11 protein-coding genes are annotated in these 13043 nt (G+C 41.3%); 8 read left to right on the forward strand and 3 right to left on the reverse strand.

Annotation, left to right across the window (positions count from 1 at the left end; all coding sequences use genetic code 11):
• Positions 1-492 precede the first annotated feature (492 nt).
• The 7 genes from hinT (at position 493) to VRUMOI_RS05405 (ending at position 6550) form a co-directional block, all read left to right on the forward strand.
• Positions 493-843, forward strand: coding sequence for a purine nucleoside phosphoramidase (gene hinT, locus VRUMOI_RS05375; protein WP_089138614.1), 351 nt, complete (start codon positions 493-495; stop codon positions 841-843).
• Positions 844-907: 64 nt separating this feature from the next.
• The gene (locus VRUMOI_RS05380) at positions 908-2350 is read left to right on the forward strand and encodes a COG3014 family protein (RefSeq protein ID WP_231897490.1); all 1443 of its coding nucleotides are present in this window, start codon (positions 908-910) and stop codon (positions 2348-2350) included.
• Positions 2347-2736: a YcfL family protein gene (locus VRUMOI_RS05385; RefSeq protein ID WP_089138615.1), complete on the forward strand. Its 390-nt coding sequence runs from the start codon at positions 2347-2349 to the stop codon at positions 2734-2736. The genes VRUMOI_RS05380 and VRUMOI_RS05385 overlap by 4 nt, the downstream gene beginning before the upstream one ends.
• A gap of 16 nt (positions 2737-2752) precedes the next feature.
• Positions 2753-3337, forward strand: a complete 585-nt coding sequence (gene lpoB, locus VRUMOI_RS05390) for a penicillin-binding protein activator LpoB (protein WP_089138616.1) — start codon at positions 2753-2755, stop codon at positions 3335-3337.
• A 37-nt stretch (positions 3338-3374) separates the two neighbouring features.
• Complete coding sequence (locus VRUMOI_RS05395) at positions 3375-4265, forward strand: phosphotransferase (protein WP_089138617.1); 891 nt, start codon at positions 3375-3377, stop codon at positions 4263-4265.
• Positions 4266-4370: 105 nt separating this feature from the next.
• The gene (ycfP, locus tag VRUMOI_RS05400) at positions 4371-4910 is read left to right on the forward strand and encodes an alpha/beta hydrolase YcfP (RefSeq protein ID WP_089138618.1); all 540 of its coding nucleotides are present in this window, start codon (positions 4371-4373) and stop codon (positions 4908-4910) included.
• A gap of 350 nt (positions 4911-5260) precedes the next feature.
• Entirely contained in the window at positions 5261-6550 is a 1290-nt protein-coding gene (locus VRUMOI_RS05405) for an NAD(P)/FAD-dependent oxidoreductase (protein ID WP_089138619.1), read from the forward strand.
• A 76-nt stretch (positions 6551-6626) separates the two neighbouring features.
• Here the strand turns inward: VRUMOI_RS05405 and VRUMOI_RS05410 are convergent, their stop codons facing one another.
• The 3 genes from VRUMOI_RS05410 to mfd all read right to left on the reverse strand — a co-directional run bounded on the left by VRUMOI_RS05410 (position 6627) and on the right by mfd (position 11552).
• The gene (locus VRUMOI_RS05410; RefSeq protein ID WP_089138620.1) at positions 6627-7178 is read right to left on the reverse strand and encodes a GNAT family N-acetyltransferase; all 552 of its coding nucleotides are present in this window, start codon (positions 7176-7178) and stop codon (positions 6627-6629) included.
• Positions 7179-7240: 62 nt separating this feature from the next.
• Positions 7241-7984, reverse strand: a complete 744-nt coding sequence (locus VRUMOI_RS05415; RefSeq protein ID WP_089138621.1) for a peptidoglycan binding protein CsiV — start codon at positions 7982-7984, stop codon at positions 7241-7243.
• A 70-nt stretch (positions 7985-8054) separates the two neighbouring features.
• Complete coding sequence (mfd, locus tag VRUMOI_RS05420; RefSeq protein WP_089138622.1) at positions 8055-11552, reverse strand: transcription-repair coupling factor; 3498 nt, start codon at positions 11550-11552, stop codon at positions 8055-8057.
• Between the two features lie 237 nt (positions 11553-11789).
• On the opposite strand from mfd, the gene lolC reads away from it, so the two are divergent.
• Positions 11790-13013, forward strand: a complete 1224-nt coding sequence (gene lolC, locus VRUMOI_RS05425; RefSeq protein WP_089138623.1) for a lipoprotein-releasing ABC transporter permease subunit LolC — start codon at positions 11790-11792, stop codon at positions 13011-13013.
• Positions 13014-13043: the final 30 nt, after the last annotated feature.

The raw sequence follows: 13043 nt of genomic DNA on the forward strand, positions 1-13043 counted from the left end.
GTTAGCGTACATCGCTAATAGTTGTTTCGGATAAAATCAATTACTAACCTTCAGTGTGTATGCATTTGAGACGCGACACAGGAAAGGTAAGTAATCGAAGGTTTGGGCCGACAAAATTACATTGAAAATAGATTCAAATGTTTAAAGAAAGAGAACTTCAGTGATGCAGGTCTCATCTTTAATATGTGGCTCAATTCATATAATAACAAGGGGGCAATTAATGCCATCGCCATATTATTCGTGTGACGGACACTATGCAGGCAATAAACATTATGTAGCCACTGTATTACTAGACTGTAAAAGAGGGGGTAGGTTCCATATTTAAATTATTTTCATTTGGAATATCAGCACTCTAAATCTATGTTGAGAGAGAGAAAATATTGTTATATCACGATGCTTGGCGCATACTGATAGACTTAAGTGACATCAATATCTATCTGTGCTGTTGCTTACGATAAACCCATGTATAACGGTAGCTAGGAAGACATAAAAATGGCTGAAGAAACAATATTTACTAAGATCATCAATAAAGAAATCCCTTCTGACATGTTATATCAAGATGAGCTTGTCACTGCCTTTCGTGATATCAGTCCTCGAGCGCCAAGCCATATTTTGATCATTCCTAATAAATTAATTCCAACAATCAATGATATCGAAGAAGAAGATGAATTGGTGATGGGGCGTTTATTTACCGTTGCGAAGAAACTGGCTAAGCAAGAAGGAATTGCCGATAAAGGCTATCGTCTTATTGTGAATTGCAATGCGCATGGCGGTCAAGAGGTCTATCATATCCACATGCATTTAGTCGGTGGTGAGCCTTTAGGGCCTATGTTGGTCAACTAATTATTCCATCCATTCCGTTTTAGGCGTGTGCAAGCGGCTGAATCACAGTAAAAATGATTAAACCATGCAAATTAAAACTTTAAAAAACATGGATGTAACGCCTTGGCGTAAAGTTGTAAAAGTTAGCTTAGCGGTCTTTTGCAGTTTGACATTAAATGCCTGTGCTAATTTGTCTGCAGGAAATTTATTTAGTCATTATTCTGCTCAGAATAAAGATATGTATAAAGACGTTACGCGTGGAGATTATAAAAGCGCGGAATCGGAACTGGCAGAGTCCGAAGTCGGTGGACCAATTTTAAGTAATATGGAGAAGGGGCGAGTCTCGTTTCTTGCGGAAAATTACCCGAATAGTTTTACGTCGTTTCAATTGAGTGATAAAGCGGTTGGTGTACTCTCAGCACGAGCTACGGTCTCTGTTTCTGAAGGGGCGAATCAAATCGGTTCGCTCGCCACTAATGATAACTTAACCACGTATGATCCTGCAGATTATGAGCTGGGATACTTACATTTATACCTAGGTTTAAATTATCTACAAAAAAATGATTTGCAAGGCGCTTTGGTTGAAATGCGCCGTGCCAATCAAGTGCAAGAAAGAGCAAAAAAACGTCGGGAAGAGGAGTTAAAAGATGCCCAACAAAAAATGGCTAATAGCGGTGCTAAACCGAATCTAGGAAGTATCCTTTCTCGATACCCAGATGCAGGTAAAACATTACAAGCGGTGCAAAATGGCTATTTGTTGTATTTATCTGCGGTATTATTTGAAGCGGATAACCAACTGAATGATGCCTATATCGACTATAAGCGGGCTTTAGCCGTCAATCCAAATAATCGTGAAATTATTGATTCGACCATTCGTGTCGCAAAACGATTAGGAATGCGACAAGATCTAGACTCGTTGATTAAGCAATATGGCGAACCTAAACCTGCTCCACAAGGTTATGGACAAATTATTGTGGTTGATGAGCGTGGCGTCGTTGCTCAGCGTGGTAATTGGCGTTTATCATTGCCGATTTGGAGCAGTTCAGGTACGACTAGATTTTATAGTGTTGCCTTGCCGGTTTATCAAAATGTCAAAGTGCAAAGCTTTCCGCCTGCGATGTTAGATAATCAAGCGTTGTCGGCCAGTATTTTGGCGGATACCAATTTGATGGCTCAGAATGATTTAAGTGAACGAATTCCTGCGATGGTTCTTAAACAGGGTCTAAGGTTATATACTAAAGATCAGTTAAGACACCAAGCGAATAAGGCGGATGATTCAGGCATCTCAAATGCTTTAGTGAATATCTGGAATATTGTGACAGAGCAACCGGATACTCGTAGCTGGCAAACATTACCGGCTCAAGTTTTTAGCAGTAGTGAATATTTGACAGCAGGCCAACACACGATTTCCGCAGGGGGTAAACAATATGCTCTCGATATTAAAGAAAACCAACGTATATTTGTCTGGGTTTCACGCCAAGGGAATGCTGTGACAATGTGGCACAAACAATTAGGAGCAATTCGATGAAGAAATGGTTAGTCGCTGGCTTAGGCGTAGTAGCATTAGCAGGATGTTCAAGCAGCAATACAGCAGGCTTGCGAATTGATAGTGCGAGTCAACAAGTGCTATACAGTGATTCTGCGTTAGATGATGACCTGTCTATTAATAGTATTGATACACAGGAAAATAATGGTAACACTCGCGGTTTGGTGAAAATTACCAATAACTCTCAAGACACACAGACTCTACAATATCGTTTTTATTGGTACGACGATCAAGGGTTAGAAGTGAACGCAAAGCAAGGTGCTTGGCGTCAATTTGTCCTGCGTGGTTATGAATCAATAACATTAAGTGAAGTGTCAGTGAATCCGAATGCGACCGATTTCCGTATTCAAATTCGCCCACAAGATTAATCAAAGGAAGTAACACATGAAGAAAACGGCAATTGCATTATTAGGTTTGGCGGTCATTTTAGGTGGTTGTTCTAATAAAGTTCAGTATGGCGACGCGAATGCAGCTGAAACAACAACGGTAGATTTTGGCTCGACAGACTTGCAAAAAATCGCCAACGATATGGTTGATAGTATGCTTTCTTCTGGCTCTGTCGCGGCGATTCAAGGTCGTCCGATTGCTTATGTGGATAGCATTCGCAATAAAACAAGCGAGCATATTGATACAGAGTCGATTACTGACTCAGTAAGTACCAAAATGTTGAACTCAGGTAAGTTCCGTTTTGTTGATATGACAAAAGTAGAAGATGTTCGCAAACAACTTAACTTCCAAAATAACGATGAACTTGTTGACCAAACGAGCGCAATTAAGTTTGGCCAAATGATGGGTGCTCAATATATGCTATACGGCAACCTATCTAGCATCGTAAAAGAAGCGGGTAGTGATAAAGATGTTTATTACAAAATGACCATGCGTTTAATGGATTTAAAAACAGGCCTTATCGAATGGGCTGACGAAACTGAAATCCGTAAACAAGAATCGAAAAGCTTCTTTGGCATGTAATTTGTGAGTTGGTAAGTCATTTGAGAAGGCCACGAGTTTGTTAAAAGAATACATTAAGCAAGACCCAAGCTTAATACAACTGCAAGCAGAGTGGCCTGAAACGATTACCAATATCCAACCATTACAAGGTGGATTAACCAATCAGTGTTGGAAAATATCCACCTCATGTGGTCGTCATTATGTATGGCGGCCAGATTCCCTTTCTAGTCAATCCTTTTCGATTAATCGCGTCAATGAATTCGATGTGCTGAATGCGCTTGATGATTTTAATTCATCACCGAAAGCGAAAGCGCTGTTAACGCAAGGCTTATTGGTTGAATGGGTTAATGGTCGGACTCTGAATACTGACCATAACAAAACGCTTCTTTTTTCGGTAATGAAGTGCCTCGCGTCGTTGCATCAATACTCAATTCCTCAAGCATGCTTGTTGCCTGTTTTTGATTATCAATCTTGTATACAAAACTATTGGCGAGCCATTCCTGAACAAGAAAAAACACTTTGTTATCAACATTGGTTCGACAATTTTCGTCAGCACTATAATGATTTAAAAGCTCGCACAGAATCCACTTTTCCCCCTTGTCTCTGCCACTTTGATTTGGGTAGCTATAATATTATCCAAAAGCCGAATTTAGAGCTTGTGGTGATTGATTGGGAATATGCCGCGATGGCGAGCCCTGTTGTGGATTTAGCGACGAGTATATTGGCTGAGCAATTGAATATTGAAGAGGCGGTTGAGTGTTATCTGCAACTTCGGCGTTTAGATATGGACAGGGGGCAATTTCTTGCTATTGTCGAAGAGTGGATACCTTATTTACGGTTTATGGCTTTGCTATGGCATCAAGTTAATTTTTCTTTGCATCAACGCGCATCAGATAAGCAAGCGATTGAAGTGTTAGTTCATCAGTTAGAGTTGTTGGAATCGGAATGATTCTAATCTAAGGGTGAATATAGGTCACTTTTCTTTATATCTTCATTAATAAACCATAATATTCATGGTAGATTAAATTATCGAATAAGAACTGAGGATGGTTCAATGATCATTTATTTACACGGCTTTGATAGCACAAGCCCAGGGAATCACGAAAAAGTATTACAGCTTCAATTCATCGACGAAGATGTTCGCTTTATCAACTACAGCACACTTCACCCTAAGCATGATATGCAACACCTTCTTAAAGAAGTCTCTAAAGTTATCGATCAAAGTGATGATCCTTCTCCACTTATCTGTGGTGTCGGCCTTGGCGGATATTGGTCTGAGCGCATAGGTTTCTTGTGTGGTATCAAACAGGCTATTTTTAATCCTAATTTAACACCTGAAGAGAATATGCAAGGGCGTATTGATAGACCGGAAGAGTATTCAGATATCGCAACAAAATGCATTAAAGATTATAGAGAGAAGAATAAAGATAATTGTCTTGTTTTCCTATCTCGTCATGATGAAATTAGAAATAACCAAGATACTTTCGATGCATTATCACCATACTACAAAGTGGTATGGGATGATTCTGAATCCCATAAGTTTAAGAAAATCTCCCACCATTTGCAGGAAATAAAAGCATTCAAGAAAGCTTAAGCGCCAGAAAATAAATTGTTACTATAAAAAGGAGCCAATCATGGGCTCTTTTTTATTAATTGTGACTTTCTATTGATCCTGATATTTGTCTGGATATAATGAGCTAGATCAAATTTTTTGATATTTTCAAAAATAAATAGAATGAAAATGAGTTTAGTCTCACAATTTGAACTCACCGATACACACAACTTTTACATCTCTCAAGATGATCCTTTTAGTGTTGACCGTAACCAATGGCGCTATTGAGCTTGGTCGGTGAAACATACAGTATCGAAAAGCATGAAGAATTTATCAGTTGGGCATTAGCCGGGCTGAGCACATTTTATCTTTATAATATTTAGGAGTGTCAGATGATGCGAATCGTTGTAGTCGGCGGTGGTGCAGGTGGTTTAGAACTTGCAACAAAATTAGGCCGAACATTAGGTCGTAAGCGACGCGCTAGCATTACGTTAGTCGATCGTAAGGCGAGTCATTTATGGAAACCATTATTACATGAAGTTGCAACTGGCTCTTTAGACGAAGGTGTTGATGCTTTAAGTTATCGTGCTCATGCTAAAAATCACCATTTTGATTTTCAAATGGGAAGTCTAGACGGTATTGATCGTGAGCGTAAGGTTATCTCTCTAAGTGAAATCTGCGATGAAAACAACGACCTGTTAATCCCAAGTCGTGAGATTGAATACGACATTCTTGTCCTTGCCATTGGTTCAAAATCGAATGACTTTAATACTCCTGGTGTTAAAGAACATTGCATCTTTTTAGATAGCCCAGAACAAGCGCATCGCTTCCGTAAGGAAATGAACAACTTGTTCTTAAAACTCCATGCTAAACATGGGGAAGGAAAAGTGGATATCGCGATTGTCGGCGGCGGTGCAACGGGTGTTGAGCTTTCAGCTGAATTACACAATGCGATTAAAGAACTTCATACTTATGGTTTTGAAGATTTAGATTCAAGCAAATTAAACGTAAACTTGATTGAAGCCGGTGAGCGTATTTTACCTGCGTTACCACCAAGAATTTCATCAGCTGCCCATAGTGAGTTAACTAAGCTCGGCGTGAATGTTCGCACTGCAACAATGGTTACACAAGCCGATGAAGAAGGTCTTATTACGAAAGATGGCGAACGTATTTCTGCTCAGTTGATGGTATGGGCTGCCGGGATCAAAGCACCTGACTTTATGAAAGACATTGCAGGTTTAGAGACCAACCGTATCAATCAACTAGTAGTGAAAGATACATTGCAGTCGACACGTGATGACGATATTTATGTGATTGGTGATCTGGCATCTTGTCAGCAAAAAGATGGCTCTTTTGTACCACCTCGAGCTCAGGCAGCTCACCAAATGGCGAGTTTAGCTTATCGTAATATTGTGGCTCAAATTAATGGACATGACCTGAAGTCTTATACTTATAAAGATCATGGCTCTCTGGTTTCGTTAAGTCGTTTTTCTACCGTTGGTAGTTTAATGGGTAACCTAACGAAAGGCTCAATGATGATCGAGGGGCGTATTGCTCGTGTGGTCTACATTTCTCTGTATCGCATGCACTTAGTCGCGTTACACGGCTGCTTTAAAACTGGCTTGATGATGTTGGTAGGACGAATTAACCGAGTGTTACGTCCAAATTTAAAACTACATTAATAGTGATAGCCAACGAATCATTGAAAAGTGAAAGCCCATCGTTGTGATGGGCTTTTTTGTGTTTACTCCATTGCAACTAGCGCGAATATGAATCAGGAATAAACGAAAATACGACGCCATCTTTCGGTTTACCATCGAATAAGTAGCGATTACGCGCTAACCCTTCTTTTTCAGCACCACAATTCAGCGCCACATGATGACTCGCAAGATTATCAGGGTCACAAATACACTCAAGACGAGTTAAATGTAATTCGCTAAAACAGAAATGGATTAGCGCGACAATCGCTTCTTTGGCGTAACCTTTGAATTGGTGATGATCGCAAATCCAATAGCCAATCGCTCCCATGTTGAAGCTAGGAGAAAGCTCGGTTAATGCCACCATACCAATAAAGTCATTGGATTTATTATGATAAATACCGAAGCCATAGGCATTGTTTTTTATCCAGTTTAAGCGAGTATGCATGATGAAATCGGTTGCTTCTTCAATGCTGAATTTTTGATGACACCAGTCAAGCCAAGGATATAAGGAAGGGGAGGATTGAATGGCAGAGGAAAAGGCTTGATTTTCTTCCGGCCGAATCATGCGGAGTTTGAGTCTAGGCGTTAGCAAGGTATGGTTTGGGGTCATAATATGCCTTATAACTAAAAAGAGGCCATCGTGGCCTCTTTGTTAATTGTCGTGCAATGAAATTACACTTTACGGATTTGGATAATCACACCTAGAAATGGATTATCTAAGTAGTGCGTTTCACCACTCCTGATTTGTCTTTTTTGTTGCATACGATAGCGGTTCAAGAAATCTTGTACTTCCACTTTTGGCTTGATTGGTTCTAAGTTGCCGACTTGAACTTCATCATCACTATTATCATTTGATGGGTCAATCACAGAGTCTTGTAACACAACTTCATTTTGGCCAGGAATACGTAAGTCTAGGTTTGTTTTTAAGTATAAGTAGTGCTGAACATACACCTGAACCGTACCATCTAGCTCATATAATGGGTTTTTTTCAATGGAGGTTGGTGTTCCATCGGCGGCAATATCTTTTAGAGAACGACCGTTGGGAGCAAATTGACCTGAAAAGTCTTTGCCTGCTTGAATATGAAGAACTGGAGACGTACTTTCACCACGATCATTTTGACGCCAAGTGACGTGCACAAGTGGTTTAAAACCAGCATGTCGGTCTAATGCTTCATATTGGCGGTTTAATTGATAATAGCCACTCGGAAGTAAGCTAGCTCGATGGGCTGACATCATATTGCTATCGCGATATGAAAAAGCACGCTCAAAATTGATTGGCTCTAAGTTTTGTGGCCAAGACTCGTTCACTTGCGATGGGTCCACATTGCGCTTAAAGATGATCATTTCAATATCAAAAGATCGTGCAAAGCTTGGTAATGAAACAAAAACCAATAGGAATATAATCAGTTTTTTCATTGTTACTCCGTAATCAAAGGCGCTTTTATTGAGAAAACACCTTAGCTAATAAAATGGTGTGGGTATATCGTTAGCCAACTTTCGGTAAACGATTTTGTTGAAACTCCGCCAGTAAATCATTGATGAAGCTGACTCGTTCACGTCTATCCACTAATGGTACAGTAAACTTGAACTTAGTGGGGCCTTCCATTGCAAATTTTTTCGGTGATGATTGAAGCAAGCGTACCAAAAATGCAGGATTAATATCTGCTGTTGGTAAAAACTCAATAAAACCACCTTTGTCATGAGCTTCAATTTTTTTCGCTTTTATTCTAGCAGCTTGAAGTTTCATTTCACCGATAACCAATAAATTTTTTGCTGCATCAGGCAGTGTGCCAAATCGATCAATTAGCTCGACTTTCATCTCCGCTAATTCAGACTCATTATCGACACTGGCGATGCGTTTATACATAGACAAACGGGTATTAATATCGGGAATGTAGTCATCCGGTAGCAATGCCGGTAAGCGTAATTCTACCTCAGTTTGTTCACGTAAAAGTTCGTCTAATGACAATTCTTTGCCTTCTTTTAACGCATTGACCGCTTGTTCTAGCATTTCCATATATAACGAGAAGCCGACAGATTGAATTTGTCCACTTTGGTCATCACCGAGTAATTCACCCGCGCCACGAATTTCTAAATCGTGAGTAGCCAGCGTAAAGCCTGCGCCGAGATCTTCTAATGAGGCAATCGCATCTAAACGTTTCACCGCATCTTTGCTCAAGGCTTTTGGATGTGGTGTTAATAAATACGCATAGGCTTGATGATGTGAACGACCAACACGACCACGTAACTGGTGTAATTGTGCTAAACCGAGTTTGTCAGCGCGATCCATAATAATGGTGTTGGCCGTTGGAACGTCGATACCTGTTTCGATAATCGTCGTACAGACAAGCAAATTAAAGCGCTGATGGTAGAAATCGTTCATGATGCCTTCGAGTTCACGTTCACGCATTTGTCCGTGGGCGGTGATCACACGAGCTTCTGGAATCAATTTAGCTAAATCTTCGGCAACTTTTTCGATAGTTTCGACATTGTTATGTAAGAAATAGACTTGACCACCGCGCATGATCTCACGCAGTACTGCTTCGCGAATCACACTATCTTCACTTTGGCGGACAAAGGTTTTAATAGCTAAACGTCGTGCTGGTGGCGTGGCAATAATCGATAGATCTCGCATGCCACTCATTGCCATGTTCAAAGTGCGAGGAATCGGCGTTGCGGTGAGGGTAAGAATATCCACATCAGCACGCATCGCTTTGACTTTTTCTTTCTGGCGTACGCCAAAACGGTGTTCTTCATCGACAATTAATAAACCGAGATCGCGGAATTTAATGTCATCTTGCAACAGTTTATGGGTACCGATAATGATATCGACTTTACCTTCCGTGATATCACTTAAAATCTGCTTTTGTTCTTTAGCGGATTTAAAGCGCGATAACACTTCAACGCGTACGGGTAGGTTGGCAAAGCGGTCACGGAAGTTTTCAAAATGCTGTTGAGCAAGTAGGGTGGTTGGCACCAGTACCGCCACTTGCTTGCTGTTATCAACCGCAAGGAATGTCGCGCGCATGGCTACTTCGGTTTTACCAAAACCAACGTCACCACACACGAGTCTATCCATGGCCTTGGCTTGACACATATCAGACAACACGGCATTGATTGCCATCGACTGATCATCGGTTTCTTCAAACGGGAAGGTCGCTTTAAAGTGCGCGTATTGCTCTTTATCGTGAATGAACTTAAAGCCTTTTTTGATTTCACGTTTGGCGTATACATCGAGTAGTTCTGCGGCGACATCGCGGACTTTTTCAGCTGCGCGTTGACGAGCTTTATTCCACGCATCACTACCTAATTTATGTAATGGTGCGGTTTCTTCTGCGCCACCTGAGTAGCGGCTGATTAGATTTAGTGATGATACTGGAACATACAATTTGGCATTATTTAAGTATTCAAGGGTGACGTATTCTGTGGCGAGTCCACCAGCTTCTAATGTTTGTAAACCGATATAACGACCGATACCGTGATCTAAATGCACGACCGGTTGACCGGGCTTGAGTTCAGCAAGGTGGCGAATGACAGTATCGCTATTGACCGCTTTACGATCTTTTTTACGGCGTTGTATAACGCGATCACCAAGAACATCGCTTTCACAAATAAACACAAAATCAGGCGAATGATGAACAAAACCATGTTCTGTTGACCCCAAAACCAGCGAGTATTTTTGCTTTGAAGCTAAAGCTTGAGAAAGGTTATCACACTCTTTGGGTTTAACTTTTATCGGGCTTAATAATTCATTTAGCGCTTCACGACGACCTTCTGACTCGACGGAAAAGATGACTTTACCTTGCGGATTATTCGCTAAGTATTGTTCAAGGTATTGTCGTAGCGCGGCCAATGGCTCTTTTAATTGATGCTGAGCGTGTAAATTAGGCAGTAGGCTAACCGAGATATTGGTACGGCCAGATTTTTCTTCAACCGGCTCAATCGACAGTGCTGCTTGGGGCATTGCCTTAAAGTAACCAAATAACTCATCTTTTTTTAACCATAATTCATGTGGTTCAAGCAGTGGGCGCAGAGGGTCGACTTTGCGTTGGTCAAAACGGTATTCGGCATCGGTTAAAAAAGTATCGATGCTTTTTTCTAATTCACCAAGAGTCAGCAGTAATGCGTTATCTGGTAAGTAATCGAATAACGTATCGGTATGTTCAAAGAAGAGAGGCTGCCAATATTCGATACCGGCAGGCCAAGTCCCTTTCGATACTTGCATATAAACCGATTCAGGCTCACGACGAGCTTCAAAACGTTGACGGCAGCGAATACGGAAATCTTCTATTGCGGCCTCTGTTGTAGGGAACTCATGAGCGGGCAATAGGCGGATTTCTTGAATATCTTCAATGGTGCGCTGAGTTTCGGCATCAAAGGTACGGATGCTATCGATTTCATCATCAAAGAAATCGATGCGATATGGGTTATCACATCCCATTGGGAATAGATCAATAATTGAACCGCGACTGGCGTACTCACCTGGACCAAAGACTTGATCAACATGGCGGTAGCCTGAGCTTTCGAGTTGCAAACGCAATTTCTCAAGCGAGTATAAGTCGCCATTTTTGACCATTAATGTGGTTTTGAGGAGAAACTCTTTTGGAGATTGACGCTGCAGCAAAGTGCTAATTGGAACGATGATCAAACCGTTTTTTTGCGTTGGTAATTGATATAGCTGCGCAATACGATCAGAAATAATATCTTGATGAGGAGAAAAATTATCGTATGGAAGCGTTTCCCAGTCAGGAAATAAAGAGACTGAATGAGAGGTAAATTGACTGACTTCGTGCTGAAGCTTTATTGCTATTTGTGGATCGGGTACGGCAAGTAATGTCACCCCAGAATGCTGCTCGGTAAGCTCTGCGATAGACAGCGCCAGTGATCCACCGACTAATTGGCCTATGTGCTTTTTGTCACCCGCTTTCGTTGGAAGCGGCAGTTGCAAGAGAGAAGACGCTGATCTAGATGATAATTCAGACATAATTCGATTAGGCTTTTATAAATTGAATGTGGTGCTAACGATAGCGGGTAGCACTTTGAATGTTTTGATTATCGCCATGTAGGCTAACTAATCAAGGGAATGTGCTCAATTGTTGTTTTTTAATCAATTTATCACCGTCGTTCGTCAGAAGTTTGTTTTATTTTTGCTGAAACTTGCACCGTGAAGTTACTTGGGTATATGCTCCGGTTTCATTATTTATATTCAGGGATTGTTGGAATGTTTCACCCAGTTTCGGCCTATATTGGTTTGCGCTATTTGAAAGGTCGATCAGGCGATAAATTTAGCCGATTTGTCTCTTATATGTCGACAGCCGGCATTTCCATCGGTGTGCTATCTCTTGTTACCGTACTGTCGGTAATGAATGGCTTTGAAGGCCAGTTAAAACAAAAAATCTTGGGCGTGCTTCCTCAAGCCGTGATCTCCCAAGCCGAAGATAAAACTCCGATGTCTGCAACACCTCCTGCGTTTCTTCATAATATTCCCCACGTTGAAGATATTTCTCCTATCGTACGTAGCGAAGCGATTATTCAAAGCCCAAGTAAATTAAGCGCAGGCTTGATGGTAGGGATTGAACCAAGAGAGCAAGATCCCATAGCGAAACGCATGATGATGGGACAAGTTTCTCAATTAACACCGGGAAGTTATCACGTCTTTTTAGGTCACACTTTAGCAAGAACATTAAAAGTGAATGTGGGCTCTAAAGTGCGATTAATGGTGACGAACGCGAGTCAATTCACCCCATTAGGTCGCATTCCTAGCCAACGTAATTTTACCGTTGCAGGAATATTTAACACGGGCTCTGATGTGGATGGCATGCTGATGGTCACTAACATTGAAGATGCTGGTCGCCTGTTGCGATACTCTAAAAATAGTATTTCGGGCTGGCGATTGTTTTTTGACGACCCATTTGTGGTCGCTGATTTATCTCAACAAGTGAGTGAAAATAAACTATTACCTGAAAAATGGTATTGGTCAGATTGGCGCGATCAGCGTGGTGAGCTATTCCAAGCCGTGCGTATGGAAAAAAATATGATGGGGCTGATGTTAGGTCTTATTATCGCGGTTGCTGCCTTTAACATTATCTCGGCTTTAATCATGGTGGTGATGGAGAAGCAGTCAGAAGTGGCGATTTTGAAAACCCAAGGCATGTCGAATCATCAAATATTGGCGATTTTCATGGTGCAGGGGGCGAGCAGTGGGGTGATTGGTGCATTGGTCGGTGGCCTATTAGGAACCTTACTGGCGGCGAACTTAAATAACGTGATGGATGCTCTTGGTTTGTCATTGTTTGCGCCGGGTACGGAGTTACCTGTGGTTATTGAACCGCTTCAAATTGTGGTTGTGATTATTCTCGCTATTGGGTTGAGCCTATTGGCAACCTTATTTCCATCTTATCGCGCAGCTTCGGTTAAACCGGCGGAAGCGCTTCGTTATGAATAACTATTTCTTAAAAGCTGCGATGATTGGCGC

The sequence above is a fragment of the Vibrio rumoiensis genome, assembly GCF_002218045.2.
GTDB lineage: Bacteria > Pseudomonadota > Gammaproteobacteria > Enterobacterales > Vibrionaceae > Vibrio > Vibrio rumoiensis.